The 23,236-nt window shown below is 59.8% G+C and carries 18 protein-coding genes and 1 pseudogene; 17 read left to right on the forward strand and 2 right to left on the reverse strand.

The window, feature by feature from the left end; translation table 11 throughout:
• The first annotated feature begins 47 nt into the window (after positions 1 to 47).
• The 10 genes from prfB to BN1189_RS09875 all read left to right on the forward strand — a co-directional run bounded on the left by prfB (position 48) and on the right by BN1189_RS09875 (position 10,071).
• Positions 48 to 1,149 (forward strand): peptide chain release factor 2 gene (prfB, locus tag BN1189_RS09830; RefSeq protein WP_098049714.1). Its coding sequence is split into 2 segments (ribosomal slippage): positions 48 to 119 and positions 121 to 1,149, totalling 1,101 coding nucleotides; the frame shifts between segments, so codons are not numbered across the junction.
• 247 nt (positions 1,150 to 1,396) lie between these two features.
• The gene (cccB, locus tag BN1189_RS09835) at positions 1,397 to 1,783 is read left to right on the forward strand and encodes a cytochrome c551 (protein WP_040227763.1); all 387 of its coding nucleotides are present in this window, start codon (positions 1,397 to 1,399) and stop codon (positions 1,781 to 1,783) included.
• Between the two features lie 599 nt (positions 1,784 to 2,382).
• Entirely contained in the window at positions 2,383 to 3,069 is a 687-nt protein-coding gene (gene ftsE / locus BN1189_RS09840) for a cell division ATP-binding protein FtsE (RefSeq protein WP_040227765.1), read from the forward strand.
• A complete protein-coding gene (ftsX, locus tag BN1189_RS09845; protein WP_040227767.1) occupies positions 3,059 to 3,943 on the forward strand; it encodes a permease-like cell division protein FtsX in 885 nt (294 codons plus the stop codon). Before ftsE ends, ftsX begins: the two co-directional genes overlap by 11 nt.
• Positions 3,944 to 4,238: 295 nt before the next feature.
• A complete protein-coding gene (locus tag BN1189_RS09850; protein ID WP_040227768.1) occupies positions 4,239 to 5,606 on the forward strand; it encodes a murein hydrolase activator EnvC family protein in 1,368 nt (455 codons plus the stop codon).
• Between the two features lie 167 nt (positions 5,607 to 5,773).
• The gene (locus BN1189_RS09855; RefSeq protein ID WP_052455798.1) at positions 5,774 to 6,409 is read left to right on the forward strand and encodes a hypothetical protein; all 636 of its coding nucleotides are present in this window, start codon (positions 5,774 to 5,776) and stop codon (positions 6,407 to 6,409) included.
• Positions 6,402 to 7,019, forward strand: coding sequence for a TlpA disulfide reductase family protein (locus tag BN1189_RS09860; RefSeq protein WP_040227769.1), 618 nt, complete (start codon positions 6,402 to 6,404; stop codon positions 7,017 to 7,019). Before BN1189_RS09855 ends, BN1189_RS09860 begins: the two co-directional genes overlap by 8 nt.
• 70 nt (positions 7,020 to 7,089) lie before the next feature.
• The gene (locus tag BN1189_RS09865; protein WP_040227770.1) at positions 7,090 to 8,523 is read left to right on the forward strand and encodes a S41 family peptidase; all 1,434 of its coding nucleotides are present in this window, start codon (positions 7,090 to 7,092) and stop codon (positions 8,521 to 8,523) included.
• Between the two features lie 117 nt (positions 8,524 to 8,640).
• Positions 8,641 to 9,792, forward strand: coding sequence for a PDZ domain-containing protein (locus tag BN1189_RS09870; protein ID WP_040227816.1), 1,152 nt, complete (start codon positions 8,641 to 8,643; stop codon positions 9,790 to 9,792).
• A gap of 24 nt (positions 9,793 to 9,816) precedes the next feature.
• Positions 9,817 to 10,071 carry a CsbA family protein gene (locus BN1189_RS09875; protein WP_040227771.1) on the forward strand — a complete coding sequence of 85 codons (255 nt, stop codon included), beginning with the start codon at positions 9,817 to 9,819 and terminating at the stop codon, positions 10,069 to 10,071.
• Between the two features lie 77 nt (positions 10,072 to 10,148).
• On the opposite strand, the gene BN1189_RS09880 is transcribed toward BN1189_RS09875, so the two are convergent.
• Together BN1189_RS09880 and BN1189_RS09885 are read right to left on the reverse strand one after the other, a co-directional pair.
• Entirely contained in the window at positions 10,149 to 10,460 is a 312-nt protein-coding gene (locus BN1189_RS09880; RefSeq protein ID WP_040227772.1) for an AzlD domain-containing protein, read from the reverse strand.
• Complete coding sequence (locus tag BN1189_RS09885) at positions 10,460 to 11,185, reverse strand: AzlC family ABC transporter permease (protein ID WP_040227774.1); 726 nt, start codon at positions 11,183 to 11,185, stop codon at positions 10,460 to 10,462. The genes BN1189_RS09880 and BN1189_RS09885 overlap by 1 nt, the downstream gene beginning before the upstream one ends.
• A gap of 140 nt (positions 11,186 to 11,325) precedes the next feature.
• Between BN1189_RS09885 and BN1189_RS09890 the strand changes: the two genes are divergently transcribed.
• The 7 genes and pseudogenes from BN1189_RS09890 (at position 11,326) to BN1189_RS09920 (ending at position 23,128) form a co-directional block, all read left to right on the forward strand.
• A complete protein-coding gene (locus BN1189_RS09890; protein WP_040227776.1) occupies positions 11,326 to 11,997 on the forward strand; it encodes a TVP38/TMEM64 family protein in 672 nt (223 codons plus the stop codon).
• Between the two features lie 404 nt (positions 11,998 to 12,401).
• Positions 12,402 to 15,905 carry a helicase-exonuclease AddAB subunit AddB gene (gene addB, locus BN1189_RS09895; protein WP_040227777.1) on the forward strand — a complete coding sequence of 1,168 codons (3,504 nt, stop codon included), beginning with the start codon at positions 12,402 to 12,404 and terminating at the stop codon, positions 15,903 to 15,905.
• Positions 15,880 to 18,048, forward strand: a pseudogene (gene addA, locus BN1189_RS16550) (helicase-exonuclease AddAB subunit AddA); the annotation flags it as partial. The gene addB and the pseudogene addA (BN1189_RS16550), both read left to right, overlap by 26 nt.
• 41 nt (positions 18,049 to 18,089) lie before the next feature.
• The gene (addA, locus tag BN1189_RS09905) at positions 18,090 to 20,573 is read left to right on the forward strand and encodes a helicase-exonuclease AddAB subunit AddA (RefSeq protein ID WP_257125447.1); all 2,484 of its coding nucleotides are present in this window, start codon (positions 18,090 to 18,092) and stop codon (positions 20,571 to 20,573) included.
• Positions 20,542 to 21,711, forward strand: a complete 1,170-nt coding sequence (locus tag BN1189_RS09910) for a DUF418 domain-containing protein (RefSeq protein ID WP_040227779.1) — start codon at positions 20,542 to 20,544, stop codon at positions 21,709 to 21,711. The genes addA (BN1189_RS09905) and BN1189_RS09910 overlap by 32 nt, the downstream gene beginning before the upstream one ends.
• A gap of 70 nt (positions 21,712 to 21,781) precedes the next feature.
• Positions 21,782 to 22,684 carry a fumarylacetoacetate hydrolase family protein gene (locus BN1189_RS09915; protein WP_040227780.1) on the forward strand — a complete coding sequence of 301 codons (903 nt, stop codon included), beginning with the start codon at positions 21,782 to 21,784 and terminating at the stop codon, positions 22,682 to 22,684.
• A 72-nt stretch (positions 22,685 to 22,756) separates the two neighbouring features.
• Positions 22,757 to 23,128 carry a YisL family protein gene (locus BN1189_RS09920; protein ID WP_373604618.1) on the forward strand — a complete coding sequence of 124 codons (372 nt, stop codon included), beginning with the start codon at positions 22,757 to 22,759 and terminating at the stop codon, positions 23,126 to 23,128.
• The last annotated feature ends 108 nt before the right edge of the window (positions 23,129 to 23,236 follow it).

Here is a 23,236-nt window from a genome sequence, read left to right on the forward strand (position 1 = left end):
CGCCGTGTAAAATGGAGTGCACCCAACTTGAGGAGGACATTTTTATGATGGAACTTGCAGAAGCACGCAACACGCTCGACAAAACAGCCGGGAAACTGGCGGACTTCAGGGGGTCTCTTTGACTTAGAAAACAAAGAGGCACGGATCCAGGAACTGGACGAGCGCATGCTCGAGCCGGGGTTCTGGGATAATCAGGACGAAGCCCAGAAAGTGATTTCCGAGGCGAACGGCCTGAAAGACATCGTCAATGAATACAATAAGCTGGTCGACACCCAGGAGAACCTGGAGATGACGCTCGAACTGCTGAAGGAAGAGGATGACCCCGATCTCCATGCGGAACTCGGAGACGAGCTCGACTCCTTCAGCGGCGAGCTTGCGGACTTTGAGCTGCAGCTTCTGCTGAGCGAACCGTACGACAAGAACAACGCCATCCTCGAGCTCCACGCGGGCGCGGGCGGCACCGAGTCCCAGGACTGGGCGTCGATGCTGCTCCGCATGTACACCCGGTGGGCAGAAAAACGCGGCTTCAAAGTGGCGACGCTCGATTATCTTGCGGGCGACGAGGCGGGCGTCAAGTCCGTCACGATCAGCATCAAAGGCCATAATGCCTACGGTTACCTGAAGGCGGAAAAAGGCGTGCACCGGCTCGTCCGGATCTCGCCGTTCGATTCGTCCGGCCGACGGCACACTTCGTTTGTTTCATGCGAAGTGATGCCGGAGTTCGACAACGAGATCGAGCTCGACATCCGTTCCGAGGATCTGAAAATCGATACGTACCGCTCGAGCGGCGCCGGCGGGCAGCACGTCAACACGACGGACTCCGCCGTCCGGATCACCCACCTTCCGACGAACACGGTCGTCACCTGCCAGTCGGAACGTTCGCAGATCAAAAACCGCGAACAGGCGATGGGACTGCTGAAAGCGAAACTCTATCAGCTGAAAATCGAGGAGCAGGAAAAAGAACTTCTCGAAATCCGGGGAGAACAAAAGGAAATCGGCTGGGGGAGCCAGATCCGTTCCTATGTATTCCACCCGTACTCGATGGTCAAAGATCACCGGACCGACACGGAAACCGGAAACGTCCAGAACGTCATGGACGGGGACATCGACATGTTCATCAATGCCTATCTCCGTTCCCGTCTGTCCTGACTCAGCAAAGCGTATGCATCCGCATGCGCTTTTTGCATGTGTGCTCATCTTTCATAAAAAGTCGGATCCCTATGAAAAGGTGCGGCTTTTCAAAAAAAGAGAGTAAAAAATAGAGTTAAACGAGCCTTTTTTAGCACTATTTTACATGACGATTTGTCGACAAATGCCGGTCGGATGTTTCAAAACACGAGGGTTTGGTATACTAATGGAGAACACACTACATCTGAACAATCAGGAGGGAAAGCGCATGAAGAGAAAACTCATGATGTTGCTGTTCGGTTCTGCGCTTGTCCTCGGTGCCTGCGGCGGCAACGACGACAATGCGGACGACAACACAACCGACACGGGCAACGACAATGCGACTGAAGAAACGACAGACAACAACACGGATACGGGTGGCGGCGAAACGGCCGGCGTCGATCCGGAAAAAGTCGTACAGCAGAAGTGCATTTCCTGCCACGGTGAAAATCTCGAAGGACAAGGGAACTTCCCTGAGCTTGATAATGTAGGCTCCCGTCTTTCCGAAGAAGAGATCCACGATACAATCGAGAACGGCCGCGGCGGCATGCCTGGCGGACTCATCGAAGGCGATGAGCTCGACGCAGTAGCCCACTGGCTCTCCGAAAAGAAATAATCAGCACGGCCGGCCCGTCCCGGGGGAACTTCCCTCGGACGGGCTTTTTTTGTCTGTTGAGCGTTCCGGCCCGGCTGGTGGCACAGATTCGCAACGTTTCAGCCCGGATAAACAACGTTCCCTCGCAGATACACAACGTTTCCGCGCAGATACACAACGTTCCGGCCGAGATACACAACGTTTGATGTGAATCGATCAGCCGCTTCCCTAAGTTGACACTCAACCGGCGGAAGTTCACACCCGCTTTGCGAAAGTTGACATTCATTCCACCGAAGTTGACACTCGCCGCCTCTAAGTTGACATTCGTTCTGAGGGACCCGTTGTCCATATCAAAATCCGCATAAAGAACTGGACGCTTCCACCTTTTTGTCATTATTCTGTTCTTTCTGCTTGCCCGGCACAAATGCCGCTGCATGTGTCGAAATACTTTTCAAAAGTTGCATCCTGCACGTTCTGTATTGTCGAAACACTAGGTATGTCAACGTTTCTGCTCGTAATAAAATGAAATATAACTGTAATAGTATACGAGTTTAATAATGCTATAATGGGCATGCCGGAAAAAAACAGGCCCGTATCGGGCAATCAGGTGATTTGCTTAAATGATAGAAATGAAAGATGTTTACAAACAATATGCGAATGGTGTCGTTGCGGCAAACGGCTTGAACGTGAAGATCGAAAAAGGGGAATTCGTGTATGTCGTCGGGCCGAGCGGTGCAGGCAAATCGACATTCATCAAGATGATGTACCGGGAGGAAAAGCCGACATCCGGCGACATCCTCATCAATGATACGAGTCTTCCCAAACTGAAAAACCGGGAAGTTCCTCTTCTGAGAAGGCAGATCGGCGTCGTCTTCCAGGACTTCAAGCTGTTGCCGAAGCTCACTGTCTATGAAAATGTGGCATTTGCCCTTGAAGTCATCGAGGAACCCGTCGACAATATCCGGCCAAGAGTGACGGAAGTTCTCGATCTGGTCGGCCTCAAACAGAAGGCCCGCATGCTTCCGACCGAGCTGTCTGGCGGAGAGCAGCAGCGCGTGTCGATCGCGCGCTCGATCGTGAACCGGCCGAAAGTCGTCATCGCGGACGAACCGACCGGAAACCTCGATCCGGAAACGTCCTGGGGGATCATGAACGTGTTCGAAGAGATCAACCAGCGCGGCACGACGATCGTCATGGCCACCCATAACAAGGACATCGTCAACCGGAGCCGTCACCGGGTCATCGCCATCGAAGGCGGTCTGATCGTGCGTGATGAACAGGGAGGGGGCTACGGATATGAAATTTAGGACGGTCCGCCGCCACTTCCGCGAAAGCTTCAAGACCCTCGGCCGGAACGGCTGGATGACATTCGCCTCTGTCAGTGCCGTCACAGTGACCCTGCTGCTCGTCGGCGTGTTCGTGTCCATCATGCTCAACTTGAACAAGGTGGCCGAAGACCTCGAAAAGGACGTCGAGATGAAAGTCTACGTGGAGCTGGCCGCGGATGAAGCCGCGACACGGGCGCTCGAAGATCAGATCCGGGAGACCCCGGGCGTTGCAGAAGTCGTTTATTCCACGCGCAACGATGAACTGGACAAGATGGTGAAGGACTTCGGGGAAGACTTGAAACTCTATGAGCAAAGCAACCCTTTGCGGGAAGCCTTCTATGTCAAGGCGACCGAGCCCCAGCAGACGGCGAAAGTCGCCAAGGCGATCGATGAATATCCGAATACATACGAAGTCGTTTACGGCCAGGGGAAAGTCGAAAAGCTGTTCAGCTTCCTGAACCTCGGCCGAAATGTGGGCCTCGTGCTCATCCTGGCTCTTCTGTTTACGGCGATGTTCCTCATCGCCAACACGATTCGGATCACGATCGTCGCGAGAAAAACCGAAATCGGCATCATGAAACTTGTCGGTGCCACGAACAGCTTTGTCCGGATCCCGTTCGTCCTCGAGGGAATCTGGCTCGGCATCCTCGGAGCGATCATCCCGATGATCGCCATCACCTGGGGATACATCGAGTTCTATGACTATGCCGAACCGCGGCTCCGCGGGGAAATGATCCAGATTCTCGGCCCGCTGCCGTTCCTCTACATCGTCAACGGCCTCGTGCTGTTCATGGGCATCTTCATCGGAGCCTGGGGCAGCTTCATGTCCGTACGGAAGTTCCTGAAAGTCTAAAGAAAAGCGGAGCGGGCCGTTCAGACCTGACAGGCATAAGATCGACGGCGGCGCGAAGCCTGCTTCGCAGAGCCGGCGGACTTATGATCCCGAGGGTCTGGCCCGCGCAGCTGGACAAAGAAAAGCGGAGCGGGCCGTTCAGACCTGACAGGCATAAGATCGACGGCGGCGCGAAGCCTGCTTCGCAGAGCCAGCGGACTTATGACCCTGAGGGTCTGGCCCGCGCAGCTGGACAATAAAGAAAACCATCAAAACAGATAAAAACCGTTTAGTCTCTGAAAGGGGAAATGAGAAGTTGAAGCAGTCCAAGCCACTGATCGCCTCGGTCGCTGCCACCATGCTCCTAAGCTTCGGGCTCGGTGCCGGCAATGCGAGCGCAACCGCACTGGATGATCTGAAGAATGAGCAAAAGCAACTGGAACAGAAAAAGCAGAACCTTGACCAGAACATCAATAAGACCAAAACGGAGATCCAGCTGAAGTCCGCTGAGATGGACAAGCTTCTCGGTCAAATCACAGAACTTCACGGAAAAATCGATGAAACACAAGGCAAGATCGAAGCGCTTCAAGAAGAGATCAATGTGACGAAGAGCGAGATTGAAGCTCTGCGCGCCTCGATTGCAGAACTCGAACGCAAGATCGCCGAACGTGACGCCCTTCTTCGCGACCGGGTCCGTGCGATGCAGGTGACCGGCGGTTCGACGAGCTACCTCGACGTCCTTCTCGGAGCGAACAGCTTCTCGGACTTCATTGACCGGGTTTCGGCCGTCAACACGCTGAGGGAAGCTGACCGCGAGATCATCCGCGAGCAGAAGGCGGACAAGGAACAGCTGGAAGCACAGAAGCAGATGGTGGAGCAGAAGCTCGCCGAACAGGAACAGAACAAGAAGAGGCTCGAGGAGCAGAAAGCCCAGCTTGATGCCCAGAAGAAAGAGCTTGACGGCCTTGTGACGAAGCTGGAGGAAGAGCAGTCCCGCCTCGAGAAGGAACAGGCCAGCATGGAAGCCGAGTACGATCACGTCCATGAAGTGAGCGAAGAAGTGACGCAGAAGATCGTCGCGGAACAGAACCGTCTTGCGGAAATCGCCCGCAAAGCGGAAGAAGAGCGCAAGCGGAAAGCGGCGGCTGAAGCCGAAGCCCGCCGTCAGGCAGCCGCGAAAGCTGCTTCCAGCCAGAAAGCTTCCTCTTCTTCGTCGGCATCGGGCAGCAGCTCGGCCACCCATTCGTCCAGCAGCAACACGGCAGTGAGCCAGCCGGCCGTTTCGAGCGGTGCCTGGACACGTCCGGCAAGCGGCCGGATCTCGTCGACATTCGGATACCGTCCGATCGGCTGGGCATCTTCGAACCATGCCGGCGTTGATATTGCGAACGGCATCGGCACGCCAATCGTTTCGGCTGCGGACGGCGTCGTCTCGTTCGCCGGACAGTTCGGCACATACGGCAACGTCGTCATGGTGACGCACTCGATCAACGGCACGATCTACACGACGCTGTATGCCCATATGTCCGGATTCAATGTGGGAACCGGCCAGCACGTCGGCAAAGGCCAGCAGATCGGCCGGATCGGCGTCACCGGACGGACGAGCGGACCGCACTTGCACTTTGAACTCCATATCGGAAGCTACGGCAACCCGGTCAACCCGATGCGCTATGTTCCGATTTAAACCGATTCATCCAAGCCCGCCGTTTGTCGGCGGGCTTTTCCTATGGACTGTGTCCATCGTTAAAAAACAGACACAACCTCCACTCAAACAGGTGCGGAAGTGTAGACGGGAGCGGGGTCCATCCACTACCCTTGATACAAGAGCAAGCGGGTCGGGAGGCTGCAGGAATGCCGGTGACGAAGTGGATCTTAATCTTAAATCTGACGGTGCCGTCCTCGTGGATCGCCGTGCTCGCCGCGATGGCGGTTGCCTACGGGGCAGTCCGGATCCGGAAGGGGAAGGAATCGGCCGGGCTGTATGCGGACGCGGCGTTCTGGTTTGTCCTCGTCTGGAAGTTTTCCTACTTGCTGACGCATTTCGGGATCTTCCTGAAGTCGCCGCTTTCCGTCCTTTATTACAACGGAGGTTTTTTCGGGGCTGTCCTCGGATTGCTTGCGGTGCTAGCCTTTCTTTACTTCAAGGGGGCGGGGGCCGAAGGATGGCTGCTCCTGGCGGCGGTCGTCACGCAGTCGGTGTACCAGCTGGCGATGGTCTTCCTGAACGAGGGCGGGCTGTTGCCGAAATTCGTGACGGCGGCCGGATTTGCCGTTCTTCTGCTGCTCGTCTTCCTGAAAGGCAGGCTGGAGGGGGGATGGGCGGTCCAGCTGGCGGTGCTGATGGCTGCAGTCCATCTGCTGGCAGCCGCGGTGCAGCCGGGGGGCCTTACGGGATTCCCGCTGCTTGCGACGGTTGTGTTCAGCATTTATTTCCTATCGTTAAATAGAATGACATCATTACAAAACGGGAGGCACTCGCATGAATAAGAAGGTGTTCGGTTCGGTGGTGGCGCTGCTGATCATCGGCGCGCTCGTCGCTATCATGGTCAGGGACGCGACGGGGGATGAGTTCAGCGGCCGCAAAGAGCAGTTGAAGCGGGAGATGGAAGAGTCCGCTCAGACAGAAACGGCATCGGACGCGCCTGAAGTCGGAATCGGCCAGGGCCAGCTCGCGCCGGACTTCACGCTCAAGACGCTCGACGGAGGGGAGATGACTTTGTCCGACCTGCGCGGCAAAAAAGTCATCCTGAACTTCTGGGCTTCCTGGTGCGGTCCGTGCCGTGCGGAAATGCCGCATATGGAGAAGTTCTTCACCGATGAGGCGGAGGAGGCGGGCGTCGAGATCGTCGCCGTCAACTTGTCGGCGTCCGAGCGGGGCAATGATGAAAAAGTGATGTCGAACATCACCGGGTTCGTCGAGGAGTTCGGCATGACATTCCCGGTCCTGCTCGACTCGGACGGGCAGCAGGGGGAAACGTACAAGGTGATCGCCGTGCCGACCACCTACTTCCTAGACGCGTCCGGAATCATCCGCCAGGTCGTCCGCGGGCCGATGGATGAAGCGCTGATGCGGGACGTGGCAGCGAGCATCGACTGATCGGAAATGCCGGTTCATGTGTCGTATGACCTTCCGGCCGTTCATACAATTGGACGGAGGAGGGGTGCATATGCGCATGAGCCGGTTTTTGCTGTTTGCCGCGGTTGCCGCGGCGGCCGGCGGGCTCGCTTATTTCATCTTGAACGGAAAGGAAGGGGCCGGGGAGCCGGTCAGCGAGAAGAAGCCGATCGACGAGGCGTACGGCATCATTCAGGAACGGGCGGTCCACCAGGTCGGAACGGACGAGCTCGTGGAAGGGGCGCTGAGGGGGATGGCGGATGTGCTGGGCGATCCGTACAGTACATACTTGACCCGGGAAGAAGCGGCCGAGCACGAGGAATCGCTCTCGGATGAACGAGTGGGGATCGGCGCGGAAATCACGGAATCCCGGGGCCGGTTCATCATCGTCGCACCGGTTCGGAATTCGCCGGCGGAGAAGGCGGGCATCCTGCCGTACGACGAGATCATCCGGGTGGACGAGGAGCGGATGGAGGGCCGGACGATGAAGGATCTGCTCCGGCTCATCCGTGGAAAGGAAGGGACCGACGTCTCCCTCACGGTGTACCGTCCGGACGAGGAGCGGCATCTTGAGATCACCGTGAAGCGGGCGGCGATCCCGCAGAAGACCGTCGAAAGCCGGCTGATCGAAAAAGACGGTTTCACGATCGGCTATATCGGATTGTCGATGTTCGGGGAAAAGACGGCGGAAGAGTGGGAGACCCATACGAAAAAACTGATCAAAGGCGGTGCGGACGGGTTCATCGTGGACGTCCGGGGCAATCCGGGCGGTTATCTGAGGAGTGTCGGCCAGGTCGCGGGGTCGCTGCTCCGGCCGGGGACGGTGTTCGCCTACATGGAAGACGCCGGGGGGGCGAAGGAGCCGCTGGAGACCGAGGCGCCGGAAGACGGGGCTTACGCCGAGTCGATGCGCGGCATGAAAACCGTCCTGCTCCAGGACAAGGGGAGCGCTTCTGCGAGCGAGGTGCTCAGCGGCGCGCTCCGGGACAACGGCCGGGCATTCATCGTCGGGACGGTCAGCTTCGGGAAGGGGACCGTCCAGGAGACGCTGCCGCTTTCAAACGGCGGGGAAATGAAGCTGTCGACGCATAAGTGGCTCACGCCAGCGGGCACCTGGATCCACGGGAAAGGCATCGAGCCGGACCTTGAATCCGAACAGGGACCGCTGTACGGCTTGCCTTCGATGCCGGTCGACGGTCGGTACGAGCCGGGGGATTACGGGGAGGATGTCGGCTATGCGCAGCGGGTGCTCGGCGCGCTCGGCTTCGACGTGGCCCGGTCGGACGGCTATTATGACGAGACGACGACGAAGGCGGTCGAGGAATTCAGGGACGAAGAGGACCTCGATCCGGGCCTTGCCATGGACAGCGCCTTTTTCCGGGCGCTCCGGACGAGGATCGCCGATCATCAGGCAAGCGAGGCAAATGACAAGCAGCTCCAGCTCGCCCTCGGCTACTTGAAGCACGCGCTCCGGTCGGGGAATTAAAAAAGGGTGCCCGACCCGGCCGAAAAGCGTTTCTATCCCACCCGGCGTTTGATAGAATGGAAGGAAGCTGTACGTTCTATCAGGGATGGTGAGTAGTCGATGATCCAGGAGATTTTGTTGGAATTGCTGAAAGCGGCGGGCCGGTTTTTCCTGAACCCGCTGTTCTATATCGTCCTGCTGTTCTCGGTTCTCCTCGGGTACGCCCGGGTGAAGCGCGAGCGGCGGGACTTTCGCGTGCGTGTGGATGAGGGGTTCACCGAACTGCGGAGGGTGCTGAAGGAGTCGTGGGTCCACGCCCTCGTCCTGTCTGCCGTCATCGGGCTCGCCGGGCTCACGGTTCCCCGCGGATGGCTCGTGCTGCTCTGCGCGGCGATGCTAATCGTCGTCCTGTCGTTCCAATATGCGCTCGCTGCGCCTGTCTACGCGGCCGGAGCGGCGACGCTCGCTTATTGGCTTCTCGGCCGATTCGGCGTGCCGACCGATCTGCCGGTGATCGGCTGGTCCTACGACGGTCTTCCGGACGGCATGGCGGTTACCGTGCCGCTCATTGCCGGTCTCCTGACCGCGGCCGAAGGACTGCTCGTCCGCCGGCATGCCGCCGAGCACGCTTCGCCGATGATCATGAAGACGGCGAGGGGGCTCCACGGGGCGGCTTACCGGACGAAGCGCCTCTGGCTGCTGCCGCTGCTGTTCGTCCTGCCGGGGAATGCAATCGCCGAAGCGGTTCCGTACTGGCCTCAGTTCACGCTCGGCGGGACGGCCTTCACACTGATCGTCATCCCGGCCGTCATCGGGTTCCGCCAGACGGCAAAGCACACGATGCCGGAAAACCTTCTTCCGCCGCTCGGCAACCGCATCCTCTGGACCGGGGTTCTCACGGCGGCGGCTTCATTCCTCGCCCTGTGGGAACCGGCCGCGGGCTGGATCGTGCTCGGTGCGGCCGTCGTCGTGCGCGCCCTGTTGTCCGGATGGACCGCCTCCCGGGAGAAAAAAGGCAACTTCGCCGTTTCCCCACGGAGCGAAGGCGTGACGGTCGCGGCCGTCCTGCCGGGTTCCCCCGCCGACAAAATGGGCATCCTTCCCGGCGAAACGATCCGGAAAGTGAACGGCATCTCGGTCTCCGACGAACGGGAATTATATGAAGCCATCCAGGTGAACGCCGCCCATTGCCGGGTCGAAGTCGTGAACCGGGACGGCGAGCTCCGGCTTTGCCAGCATGTCATCTTCCGCCACGACCACCACCGCATCGGCCTGCTCGTCATCCGCTGATTGCGACCACAGGAGGGACGAACCATGCTTGAATCGTATGTGATGAAAATCATCCTTGCCTTATTTCTTCCCGGGCTTCTCGTCGTATTGCTCACGCGGATCACGTACCATCATGTGGTCGGCCTCGTCCTGACCGTCGCGCTCATCGCGGCCTCGGTCTATGCGGGCTACACCCACACATGGCTGCTGTACGCGGTCGATGCCCTTTCGCTCACCGTCGGCTTTTACTATGCCGGCCGGATGATCCGGAACGCCCGGAAAGGCCCGAAGGAAGAATGAATGAAAGAATGAAAGACGCCCTGCACAACCGGTTCCGGCCGGGGATGCAGGGCGTTTTTTGTAGTCCGGCAGGTTGTTCAGCCGAACAGCAGACTGTAGACCGCCAGTATCGCAATCGTCCCGAGAACGGTCCCCATCACACCGCCGCCGAACCAGGCGATCCCCACGGCCGCCGCCAGTCCGATAGCGCCGAACAGCAGATCCGTCTCCTGCGCGTAGAGGACGGCGGGGAAGATCAGCGCGCCGAGGACGGCATACGGAATGTTTCGGAGCACGCCGGAGACAACCGGCGGCAGCTCGCGCCCTTCCAGAAAAGTGAGCGGGATGGCGCGCGGGATATAAGTCACCGCCGCCATGCCGAGGATCATCCACCAGTACCAGCTGCCCATCACGATCCCTCCTTCTGCCCGGCCGCATGCCGGATCAGGGCCCCGCGGCGGGTGTAAATCATTTCCACGATGATCGCGGAGGCAAGCGTCGACACCATGATCGCCCAGCCGGTCGACAGCAGCTTCGTCCAGAAAAAGAACCCGTTCAGCGCAGCCGCTGTCAGCGCCAGCAGGACGACTTTCCGGTTCCCTTTCATCGACGGGACGAGGAGCGCGACGAACATCGCATAAAGTGCGATCGACATGGCGGCCTGCAGGAACAGCGGCAGGTTCGCGCCGATCACATGGCCGATGCCGGTGAAGACGACCCAGCTGCCGTATGCCATGAGAATGACGCCCGCACCGAACGAAGTCTTCACGCGGCCTTCCCCGTGCGTCGAGATGACGGAAAATGTCTCGTCCGTCACGCCGAACGCATAGACCGCTTTTTTCCAGCGGGGGGCCGGCTGCATCTTTTCATTGAGTGAAGCCGTCATAAGAAAATGCCGGATGTTGACGATGAACGTGTTGAGCACGATCACGATCGGATCGACATGCTTGGCGATCAGGCCGAGTGCGATGTACTGCGAAGCGCCGGCGAACACGAACAGGCTCATTCCGACCGCTTCGATGATCGACAGGCCGGTCGTTTTGGCCAGGAGGCCGAATGTCAGGGCGATCGGAAAATAGCCGATCGCAATCATGGAGCCGGCCTTCACGCCGGCTTTGAATCCGTCTTGCTGCATATGACCCCAGCTTTCTGATTGAATAGTATGAGATATTATACTACAAGAGAACGCGACGGGGGCGGAGGATTTTCAGCAGGAGGCTAACTGTCGTAAAATAAGGGAAAGAACATATTGGACACACGGCGGAGGTTGGACTGATGGAGGACTTTTTTGATATCGATACAATAATCGAAATAAGCCGGCACTACCGGGCGCTCGGCCCGCTTCTCGGATTTTTGCTGCCGTTCGTCGAAGCGTTCCTGCCGTTTCTGCCGCTGTTTGTGTTCGTCATCGCGAACGCAACCGCTTACGGATTTTTCTTCGGGTTCCTGCTCAGCTGGGCGGGAACGGTGGCAGGTTCGTACATGGTGTTTCTGCTCATCCGGAGATTCGGGGAGACCCGGCCGTTCCGCTTCCTGACGAAAAGCGCAAAAGTGCGGAAACTGATCCACTGGGTGGAGCGCAACAGCTTCGGGCCGCTGTTCGTCCTCCTGTGCCTCCCGTTCACCCCGTCTTCGCTCGTGAACCTCGTCGCGGGTCTTTCGAATATGAAAAGGAAAGTATACCTGGTGACGCTCATGGCCGGGAAGTTCGTCATGATCGGAACGGCGAGCTTCATCGGCTATGACCTGAAGGCCCTGTTCACGCAGCCGGTCCGGACGGCCATCGTGGTCGTCGTCATCATCATCCTCTGGTACGCCGGCAAGCACCTCGAAGCCCGGCTCAACCGGAAAGTCGAAGCCGACTTCCGCGAAATCTCCGAACAGCAGGCCGCCGCGTCCGCGCAGCAGAATGCGGAGAAAAAGGACAAGCCCCGCGGAGACAAATGATGACGGAATCCCGCCGACCGAGCAGGCCCCCTCTCGTTTTCCTTCCCGCTCACCCTTCGGTACAATGAAGGAAGCGGGATCTTTTAATTTCTATTGGAGAAACGTTGTGTATCTAAGGGGAAACGTTGTGTATCTTGGGCGAAGCGTTTCGTATCTAAGGAGAAACGTTGTGTATCTAAGAGGAAACGTTAATTAGCTGAGGCGAAACGTTAATTAGCTAGGGTGAGACGTTAATTAGCTAAGATGAAACGTTAATTAGCCAAAGCGAAACGTTAATTAGCTAAGCCTAAACGTTCATTATCTCCCTCTCGCTGCCCGTTCCCGGACACGCGAAGGGGAACGTTTGTTCTAATTCGCTCTATCAATTATAATAAAGGTTCAAAGACGGAAAGGGAGGGGCAGCGATGTCATTCAGATTGATCACGGGGCGGGCGGGCTCCGGCAAGACGACGAGGATCCGGCGGGAGATTGCGGAGCGGCTGCAGGATGATCCGCTCGGGCCGCCGATTTTCGTCATCGTGCCCGACCAGATGTCATTCTCGATGGAAAAAAGCCTGTCCGCGGAGTTCGGGCTGAATGGGACGATCCGTGCGCAGGTGGCGACGTTCAAGCGGCTGGCGTGGAGGATCCTGCAGGAGACGGGCGGGATCACCCGGACCGAGGTGAACGGGTTCGGTTACCGGATGCTCATCCGGAGCCTGCTTGCGGAAAACCGGGATGAATTCAAGCTGTTCCGGCAGGCGGCCGACAAGCGCGGATTCACCGAGCAGGTGGAGGATCTGTTGAAAGAGTTCAGCCGCTATTGCCTCGACTGCACGAAAATGACGGACATGCACGGGGAGCTCGAGAAAGCCGGCGCTCCGCGGGCGCTTCTCGACAAGGCGGATGACCTGGAGCTTCTCATGCAGAAGATTGAAGACCGGCTCGGCACCGCCTACGTGGACAGCGAAGGATATTTGGCGCTTCTCGCGTCACAGATCCATTTTTCGGAGCTGATCCAATACGCGGATATTTACATCGACGGGTTCGTCACGTTCACGACGCGGGAGCTTGAAATCGTCGAGGAGCTGATGAAGCATGCGAGGCGGCTGACCGTCGTCCTGCCGATGGAGGACCCGTACGGCTCGGCGTCCGGTTCGCAGCTCTTCTTCAACGCGGCGGGCAGTGCGGCCCGTCTGTTCGATGCGGCGAAGCGCAACGGGGTGGAGAACGAGGAGACGGTCCACCAGTATGAGCCGTTGCGGTTCAAGAGCCGGGCGCTTGCCCATCTCGAGGAGGAGTTCGACCGGTATCCGGCCGGGCAGTCGTCGTCCGGCGGCGACGTGGAGATCATCCGGGCGGCCGATGCGCGTGCGGAAGTGCATGCGGTGGCGCGCCGGATCCGCAGGCTCATGATGTCCGGGATGCGGTACCGGGACATGGCAATCCTGTACCGCCAGCCGGAGGTGTATGATGAGCTCATCGAAACGGTGTTTCCGCTGTACGATGTCCCGGTGTTCATCAGTCGCAAGAAGCCGATGCTGCACCATCCGCTCATCGAGTTCAGCCGCTCAGTCCTCGAGGCAGTGGCGGACGGCTGGGAGTACGAGGACATTTTCAGGGCGGTGAAGACCGACCTGCTGTTCCCGCATGGAGCAGATATTCCCGAGTGGCGGGACCGGGCCGACCGGCTGGAGAACTTCGTCCTGGCGAACGGCATCCGCGGCGACCGGTGGTTTGACGAAGACAGATGGAAAGTGAAGCGGTACCGCGGGCTCGAGTTCCATACGAACGTCCAGACCGACGAGGAAAAGGCGATGGAGGCGGATCTCCATCTCGTCCGGAATGCGGTCCGGGAACCGCTCGCCAACTTCGAGGCCCGGCTGAGAAGGGGGCGGACCGGACGCGACGTCGCGGCCACTTTGTTCACGTTCATGGAAGACCTGGACGTGTTCGATAAGATCGTCGACCTCCGCAAGAAGGAAGAAGAGGCCGGCCGGCTGTTCGAAGCGGCGGAGCATGACCAGGCGTGGAACACATGGATCGAAGTGCTCGACCAGTTCGTCCTCATGTTCGGCGATCAGGAACGGCCGCTCGGAGAGTTCATCAAAATCCTCGATGAAGGGTTCGACACGCTCGAGTTCGCCCGCATCCCGCCTTCGGTCGATGAAGTGACGGTGACGACGATCGACATCTCCCGCCTCATGGATATCGAAGCGGTGTTCGTGATCGGCGTGAACGACGGCGTGCTGCCGAAGCGGATCGATCAGGAAGGGCTCCTGTCCGACCGGGAGCGGGAGTGGTTCATGGAGATCGGATTCGAACTGGCCCCGACGACGAAGATGCGGCTCATGGACGAGCAGTACATGGCGTACCGGGCGTTCACGACCGCTTCTTCCAAGCTGTTCATCTCCTACCCGGCGGCGGACGCCGAAGGGAAGGCGCTCATCCCGTCGCTTTACATCAAACGGATCGGCCAGCTTCTTCCGGACACTCCGGAAGAGACCGTGCTCAACGATCCGGCCGGCGTGCCGGACGAGGAGAGCTGGCGTGAATACATCAGCCATCCGAGGGCCACGCTCAGGCACGCCTCGATGCAGATGCGGCTCGCCGAACACGGCGGGGAGTTGTCCGCGCCGTGGCAGGCGATGATTGATTATTATCTCCGGGACGCCTACTGGTCGCCGATCGTCGGGCGGATCCTGCGGCCGGCGACGGGCAGAAAGCGGACGGAGAACCTGGAGCCGGACGTCACGTCCGGCCTGTACGGGGAAGAAATCGCGTCGAGCGTGTCGCGCGTCGAGTCGTATTTCAGCTGCCCGTTCCAGCATTTCGCGAATTTCGGCCTGAAGCTGAAAGAACGCGGCGAGTTCACGCTTGATCCGCCGGCTGTCGGGGACCTGTTCCACGCGGCGCTGAAGTGGATTGCGGATGAGACGGAGCGGACCGGAAAGGCATGGGGCGCGCTCAGTGCGACGGAATGCCTGACGCTTGCCCGCGACGCGGTCGAATCGATTAGCCCGTATTTCTTCAATCAGATCCTGCTCTCTTCAAGCCGCTATGACTACATCAAGCGGAAGATCACCCGGATCATGCAGCGGACGATGCTGTCCCTGTCCAGGCAGGCATCGGCATCCGGCTTCAGGCCGGTCGCAATCGAAGCGGCGTTCGGGCCGGGAGAGGCATTCCCGCCGCTCCGCATCCCGCTGCGCCGGGGACGGGCGATGCAGCTGCGCGGACGGATTGACCGGGTGGACGCCGCGGAGATCGACGGAACGCCGTATCTCCGGGTCGTCGACTATAAATCGTCCCCGCGCGCGCTCGACCTGACCGAAGTGTACTACGGCCTGTCGCTCCAGATGCTCACGTATCTTGACGTGGCCCTGCTTCATTCGGAAGAGTGGCTCGGCACGGAGGCGCTCCCGGCGGGTGTGCTCTACATGCACGTCCACAACCCGATGATCCGGGCGGAAGGCAGCGTCATGGAAGAAGCGGAGATCCGGGCGGAAGCGATGAAATCGTACCGGATGCGCGGCTATGTGGTCGACAATCCGGACGTCGTCCTGGAGATGGACCGGAATCTGGAAGGATCTTCGGAATCGCTTCCGGTCCGGATGAACAAGAACGGCACATTCTCGAAAACATCCAAAGTGCTGAACCCGGACAGCATCGGGCTCATGCGTTCATTTGTCCGCCAAAAGCACCGGGAGGCGGGGGATTCGATGATCGCGGGGGACACCCGCGTGCTGCCGTACCGGCTGAAGGACCGGATGCCGTGCCAGACATGCGCGTTCCGGTCGGTCTGCCAGTTCGATCCGACCGACCCGGCACAGACCTACAAGCATCTGCATCCGCTGTCGCCCGAAGACTCGGTCGGCCGCATGAAGAAGGAGGTTGGAAACGATGAACATACCGGCGAAACCGACTGATGCCACCTGGACGGACGCCCAGTGGCGGGCGATCCACGCAACCGGGAGCGATGTGCTCGTTTCCGCCGCCGCAGGCTCCGGAAAGACCGCGGTCCTCATCAACCGGCTCATCGGGAAAGTGACGGACCCGAAAAGCCCGATCGACGTCGACGAACTGCTCGTCGTCACATTCACGAACGCGGCCGCCGCGGAGATGCGGCACCGGATGGCATCGGCGCTCGAGGAAGCCATTGCCGAAAGTCCGGATTCGTCCCGTCTGCGCCGGCAGCTGAGCCTGCTCAACAAGGCCCAGATCTCGACGCTGCACTCGTTCTGCCTGAACGTCGTCCGCCAGTACGCCTATATCCTGGATATCGACCCGGGCTTCCGGATTGCGGACACGGCGGAGGCGGCGCTCCTCCGGGATGACGTCGTCGGCCGCGTGCTGGAAGAGGCCTACGGTTCGGACGATCCGGAACCGGTGTACCGGCTCGCCGACAGCTTCACGTCCGACCGGGACGACCAGGCGATCGAAGTGCTCATCGACCGGCTCTATGACTATTCGCGCGTCCATCCGCAGCCGGAGGAATGGCTGCGCTCGATCCCGCGCCAATACCATCTGCCCGAAGGAGCCGACATCGACCATCTGCCGTTCATCGGCCCGCTGAAGGAAGCGATCCGCCACCGGCTGGAAGAGGCGTCGGCGATGGCCGGGGAAGTCGGCCGGATTGCCCGGATGCCGGACGGGCCGGCACCGCTCGCCGTGACGGCGGAGGAAGACCTCGCTGTCATTTCCGTCCTGCTGCGCGTGCTCACCGAAGGGACCTGGGCCGAGACATATGAGGCCTTTTCGGCTCTCCGCTGGTCAACCGCGGCATCGATCAAAAAAGACAGCTGCGACGAGGAGCTCGCGGCACGCGCGAAGAAAAAGCGCAATGACGTGAAGAAGATCGTCAACGACCTGAAAGATTCCTACTTCATCCGGCCCCCCGGCCGGCTGCTGGACGAAATGCGGCTCATGGCGCCGATGATGGACACGCTCATCGAACTGACGATCCGGTTCGGGCGACGCTATTCGGAAGTGAAGAATGACCGGGGCATCGTCGACTTCTCGGACCTCGAGCACCTGGCGCTCGCCGTGCTTTCGGAAGAGGAGGACGGCCGGCTCGTCCCGTCCGCCATCGCCCGGGATTTCGGGGAGCGGTTCAAGGAAGTGCTCGTCGACGAGTACCAGGACACGAACCGGCTTCAGGAGACAATCATCGGCCTCGTCAAGCAGGGCGGCAACGCGGACGGCAATCTGTTCATGGTCGGCGACGTGAAGCAGTCGATCTACCGGTTCAGGCTCGCCGAACCGATGTTGTTCCTCGGCAAATATTTGAGGTTCGATGAAAAAGCGGACGGCACCGGACTGAAGATCGACTTGAACGCGAACTTCCGGAGCCGCAACCAGGTACTGAAAGCGACGAACTATTTGTTCTCCCAGGTGATGGGCGCGCGCGTCGGCGAAATCGACTACGACGAGGCGGCCGCGCTGAAGCCGGGCGCCCCGTATCCGGAAGGCGGCCGGGCGACGGCGCTCACGGTGATCCACGAACCGCCGGCCGATGAAGAAGAGGCGGACATCGAATCCGCCGATCATCTCGTCCCCGGCGAATCGATCAAACAGTCCCAGGCGGAAGCGCGGGCGATGATCCGGGAGATCCGCCGGCTCATCGATTCCGGCGCGACGGTGACCGATCCGTGGAGCGGGGAGCAGCGTCCGCTCGGCTACCGGGACATCGTCATCCTGCTCCGGTCGATGACCTGGTCCGGAGAGATCGCCGACGAGTTCCGGCTCGCCGGGATCCCGGTTTACGCCGAGACGTCCGGCGGCTATTTCGATGCGCTCGAAGTGATGATCATGCTGAACACGCTCCGGGTCATCGACAATCCGTACCAGGACATCCCGTTCGCATCCGTCCTGCGGGCACCGTTCATCGGGCTCGGGGAAAACGAACTGGCGAAGATCCGGCTCGCCGCTCCGGACGAGCCGTTCTACGAGGCGCTGAAGCAGTTCGTGCGAAACAGCGCCGCAACGGGACTGCCGGCCGAAACCGAGGAGAAGATCCGCCGGTTCTACATCCATTTCGAGAACTGGCGGGACCTCGCGCGCCGCGGNTCGTCGACGAGTACCAGGACACGAACCGGCTTCAGGAGACAATCATCGGCCTCGTCAAGCAGGGCGGCAACGCGGACGGCAATCTGTTCATGGTCGGCGACGTGAAGCAGTCGATCTACCGGTTCAGGCTCGCCGAACCGATGTTGTTCCTCGGCAAATATTTGAGGTTCGATGAAAAAGCGGACGGCACCGGACTGAAGATCGACTTGAACGCGAACTTCCGGAGCCGCAACCAGGTACTGAAAGCGACGAACTATTTGTTCTCCCAGGTGATGGGCGCGCGCGTCGGCGAAATCGACTACGACGAGGCGGCCGCGCTGAAGCCGGGCGCCCCGTATCCGGAAGGCGGCCGGGCGACGGCGCTCACGGTGATCCACGAACCGCCGGCCGATGAAGAAGAGGCGGACATCGAATCCGCCGATCATCTCGTCCCCGGCGAATCGATCAAACAGTCCCAGGCGGAAGCGCGGGCGATGATCCGGGAGATCCGCCGGCTCATCGATTCCGGCGCGACGGTGACCGATCCGTGGAGCGGGGAGCAGCGTCCGCTCGGCTACCGGGACATCGTCATCCTGCTCCGGTCGATGACCTGGTCCGGAGAGATCGCCGACGAGTTCCGGCTCGCCGGGATCCCGGTTTACGCCGAGACGTCCGGCGGCTATTTCGATGCGCTCGAAGTGATGATCATGCTGAACACGCTCCGGGTCATCGACAATCCGTACCAGGACATCCCGTTCGCATCCGTCCTGCGGGCACCGTTCATCGGGCTCGGGGAAAACGAACTGGCGAAGATCCGGCTCGCCGCTCCGGACGAGCCGTTCTACGAGGCGCTGAAGCAGTTCGTGCGAAACAGCGCCGCAACGGGACTGCCGGCCGAAACCGAGGAGAAGATCCGCCGGTTCTACATCCATTTCGAGAACTGGCGGGACCTCGCGCGCCGCGGATCGTTGGCGGACCTGATCTGGCGGGTGTATCTCGATACCCATTATTACGAGATGGTCGGGGCGATGCCGAACGGCAAACAGCGCCAGGCCAACCTCCGGGCGCTCCACGACCGGGCGATCCAGTATGAGAACACGTCATTCCGCGGCCTGTTCCGCTTTCTCCGCTTCATCGACCGGATGCGCAGGCGCGGGGACGACATGGGAACCGCGCGCGCAGTCGGCGAGCGGGATGAGGTCGTCCGGATCATGACGATCCACTCATCGAAGGGGCTCGAGTTCCCGCATGTGTTCGTCGCGGGCATCGGCCGTTCATTCAATAAGATGGACTTCAACCAGCCGTATTTGTTCGACCAGCATTTCGGGCTTGCCGTAAAGGCGGTCGACCCGGACAAGCGGATTCAGTACACGTCGCTTCCGTTCCTCGCGATCCGCGAGAAAAAGGAGCTGGAGATGCGGGCGGAGGAGATGCGGATCTTGTATGTCGCGATGACCCGGGCGAAGGAGGGGCTCCACCTCGTCGGTTCCGTGAAGGATCTGCAGGCCGCGATGATGAAATGGCAGGAGGGCCAGCTCACGCCTCCGGACGGCATGCTTCCCGAATACGTCCGTTCGCGGGCTGCGGGCTATCTCGACTGGATCGGCCCGTCCGTCGCCCGGCACCGGGACTTCGCCGGTTATGGCGTGCTGCCCGGTGCCAGTCTCATCGACGATCCGTCGGAGTGGCACATCGAATTCATCCCGTCGGCCGAGCTGGCGGGAGAAGAGGCGGTGGCCGAAGAAGCGCTCGCCGAACAGGCGGCGGACCGGGCGGATACCGGGGAGGAACGGGCGGCCGCGGCACGTGTGAAGGACATGTTTGAATATGCGTATCCGCATGCTTCATCCATCTTGAAGCGGTCCAAGCAGTCGGTGAGCGAGGTGAAGCGGATGTGGCTCCTGGAAAACGCCGAGGAACCGGATCCGTTCATGACCCGGTCGGATGAGATCCGTCCGGTCTACATGCACGAACGGCCGGAATTCATGCAGGAACGCACGCTGTCCGCGGCAGAAATCGGGACGGCGGTCCACGCCATCATGCAGCATGCGGACCTGTCGAAGCCGCAGAACGTCCGGGACATCCAGAAGCTCATCACCCTTCTCACAGACCGGGAGATCATCACGCCCGCTGAAGCGAGGGAAGTCGACGCGACGGCGATCGCCCGGTTCTTCACGACCCCGCTTTACGAACGGCTCCGGAAATCCCCGGATGTCCGCCGGGAAGTCCCGTTCACGTACGGCTATGACGCCGGGGACGGGGACCGCCAGATCATCCAGGGGATCGTGGACTGCGTGTTCCGGGAAAAGGACGGCTGGGTGCTGCTCGACTACAAAACCGACAAGACCTGGAAGTTCGGGTCGGAGGAAGCGCTTGAGGCCGAGATGGAAAACCGCTATGCGGTCCAGCTGTCGCTGTATGCCCGTGCCCTCCGGGACATCCTGAAAATCGAAATTAAAGAGAAGCTCCTCTATCTGTTTGACGGGGAGCGGGCCATCAACATCCGGGGGGATCATTTTGACGACTTTGAAACCGATCCGATCGGCTGATCGGATCGACGCGCTTGATTACCTGAGAGGGTTCGCCCTGCTCGGCATCTTCGTTGCCAATATGCTGTTTTTCCATACACCGTACGTCTACGTCGATCCGTACACGTGGTTTCCGACGATCTCGGATGAACTTTCGCATATGTGGGTCGATATCCTGTTTCAGAGCAGCTTCTATCCGCTGTTCGCGATGCTGTTCGGCTACGGGATGAACATGCAATATGAAAAGGCGCTCGCGACGGGCAGCCGCTTCATCCCGACCGTTTCGAGGCGGATGGCGGTGCTGCTGATGTTCGGCATCATCCATGCGTTCCTCATCTGGCCGGGGGATATCCTGATCACCTACGCGCTCATGGGCTTCATCCTCATGCTGCTCCTCCGGCTGCCGGCGGGGGCGCTTGCGGGCATCGCCTCCGCGCTTTATATCATTCCGCTCGGCGGCCTGACGGTTCTCGTGTTCCTCGGCGAGCTGCTGAGTCCCGGGGGCTCGCTCGCCGAGTTCGTGGACATTACGAGCATCAACAACTCGATCGCGGCTTATTCGGCGGGAACGTTCGGGGAAGTCACCGCGCAGCGGGCCGCGGACTGGATCTATATGAACAGCTCGTCCATTCCGCTCGCCCCGTTCATGATCCTGCCGCTCTTCATGATCGGCGCGGCGGCCGGCAAGTGGAAGCTGATCGAGCGGGCGGGGGACCGGTGGAAGCGCTGGATCCTTCCGGCGGTCGTCGGCCTCGCGGGCGGACTGGCCGTGAAGGCCCTGCCGTATTTCACGGATCTCCGCTTTACGGCGGCGATGGTCCAGGACGCGTTCGGCGGACCGCTCCTCACCGTCGGCTACGTCGGGCTGATCATCCTCCTGCTCCGGTCGAAGCTGTTTTGCAATGTGTTCCGGCCGGTCCGCATGGCGGGCCGGATGTCGCTGACGGTGTACATCACACAGTCGCTGATCGCCACGCTCATCTTTTATTCGTATGGCCTCGGCTTCTACGGGAAGATCAGCGTGAGCACCGGAACGTGGCTCGCGGTCGGGATCTTCGCGGTCCAGGCCATTCTGGCCGACCTGTATTTGCAGAAATTCCGGCAGGGCCCGCTTGAGGCCGTATGGCGCAGACTGACATACGGGAAGTCCGGCAATTAAAAAGGGTTTCCGCCGTCCGGTGTCGTACTTTATCAGAATACTAGAATCCATGATGAAAGGATGGCCAACCATGAAACTATTGTCGTTCCGCTACGGCGGGGAGCAGCTGTTCGGTCCGAAAGTGAAAAAGGAGGAGGCGGTCTGGGATGTGGCCGCCATCCATGAGGAACTCGGCGAAGGAGATTCATTCCCGCGCCATCTGATCGACGGTGTTGCGGGCGGCATGGAATTCGTCGAGCAGATCCGCCGGCTCGTCAGCCGGGCGGAAGCCTCCGAGCGGCCGGAAACGTTCAAGCGCTCGTTCGATGAGATCGAATGGACCGCTCCGATTCCGCGGACGCCGAAAAACGTCATCTGCATCGGAAAGAATTATGCAGATCATGCGGCTGAAATGGGCGCCGAACGTCCGCCGGAAAAGCTCGTCGTCTTCACGAAAGTCCCGACCGCCATCGCGGCTGATGAAGAGGAGCTGCCCGTGCATGCGGATATCACCGAAAGCTACGACTACGAAGGCGAGCTGGCCGTCATCATCGGCAAGGGCGGACGGGGGATCAACAAAGCCCTCGCATACGACCACATTTTCGGTTATTCGATCGCAAACGACCTCACCGCGCGGGACGTCCAGGCCGCCCATCAGCAATTCTTCCTCGGCAAGAGCCTGGATAAATCCTGTCCGGTCGGACCGTATATCGTGACGAAAGATGAGATTCCGGATCCCCATCAGCTTTCCCTCGTCACGAAAGTGAATGACGAGGTCCGCCAGAACGGACATACCGGCGACATGATTTTCCGGATCGACGACCTGATCGCCCAAGTGTCGACTTATGTCACGCTCGAGCCCGGCGACATCATTCTGACAGGGACGCCTGCAGGGGTCGGGAAGGGCATGAATCCGTCCGCGTTCCTCAAGGCGGGAGACACGGTGAAAGTGTCGATCGAGGGAATTGGCACACTTTCAAACAAATTTGCCTGACCATGCGGCGTGAACGCGCCGTATGGCTATGGTAGGATAGAAGAGCAATCATAGAAAATGAGGTGAATAAGTTTGGGTATGTTTACGGATACGACGCATCTGCACATCTTCACTTGGGTGGTCGGCATCATCCTGTTCGTCATTGCCGCCGTCATGGCGAAAGGGTCGAAAGGCCGGAAAATCGCGCATATGATTCTGCGCCTGTTCTACATTCTGATCATCATCACCGGCGCCTTCCTGTTCTTCAAATGGTCAAGTTCGGACGCGATGCTGTACGGCATCAAGTTCCTCATGGGGATCGTCACCATCGGCCTCATGGAAATGACCCTCATCCGACAGAACAAAAACAAGCCGGCCACCGTCATGGTCGTGCTGTTCATCATCAGCCTCCTCGTGACGATGTTCCTCGGCTTCAAACTGCCTGTGGGCATGCAATTCTTTTGATTGAATACGAAACAGCCGGGAGCGGACAACCATCCGCTTCCGGCTGTTTTTATTTGCGCCCGGGCCGCGGCGGTGAGTCGTCCGCATTCGCTGATATGGTCCCCTTAG

The sequence above is a fragment of the Bhargavaea cecembensis genome, assembly GCF_000826125.2.
In the GTDB taxonomy this organism is placed as follows: Bacteria; Bacillota; Bacilli; order Bacillales_A; family Planococcaceae; genus Bhargavaea; species Bhargavaea cecembensis_B.

Coding starts and splice junctions, on each gene's coding strand:
- cccB (WP_040227763.1), top strand. CDS start 1,397: ATGAAGAGAAAACTCATGATGTTGCTGTTCGGTTCTGCGCTTGTCCTC.
- ftsE (WP_040227765.1), top strand. CDS start 2,383: ATGATAGAAATGAAAGATGTTTACAAACAATATGCGAATGGTGTCGTT.
- ftsX (WP_040227767.1), top strand. CDS start 3,059: ATGAAATTTAGGACGGTCCGCCGCCACTTCCGCGAAAGCTTCAAGACC.
- BN1189_RS09855 (WP_052455798.1), top strand. CDS start 5,774: ATGCCGGTGACGAAGTGGATCTTAATCTTAAATCTGACGGTGCCGTCC.
- BN1189_RS09860 (WP_040227769.1), top strand. CDS start 6,402: ATGAATAAGAAGGTGTTCGGTTCGGTGGTGGCGCTGCTGATCATCGGC.
- BN1189_RS09865 (WP_040227770.1), top strand. CDS start 7,090: ATGCGCATGAGCCGGTTTTTGCTGTTTGCCGCGGTTGCCGCGGCGGCC.
- BN1189_RS09875 (WP_040227771.1), top strand. CDS start 9,817: ATGCTTGAATCGTATGTGATGAAAATCATCCTTGCCTTATTTCTTCCC.
- BN1189_RS09880 (WP_040227772.1), bottom strand. CDS start 10,460: ATGGGCAGCTGGTACTGGTGGATGATCCTCGGCATGGCGGCGGTGACT.
- BN1189_RS09885 (WP_040227774.1), bottom strand. CDS start 11,185: ATGCAGCAAGACGGATTCAAAGCCGGCGTGAAGGCCGGCTCCATGATT.
- BN1189_RS09890 (WP_040227776.1), top strand. CDS start 11,326: ATGGAGGACTTTTTTGATATCGATACAATAATCGAAATAAGCCGGCAC.
- addB (WP_040227777.1), top strand. CDS start 12,402: ATGTCATTCAGATTGATCACGGGGCGGGCGGGCTCCGGCAAGACGACG.
- BN1189_RS09915 (WP_040227780.1), top strand. CDS start 21,782: ATGAAACTATTGTCGTTCCGCTACGGCGGGGAGCAGCTGTTCGGTCCG.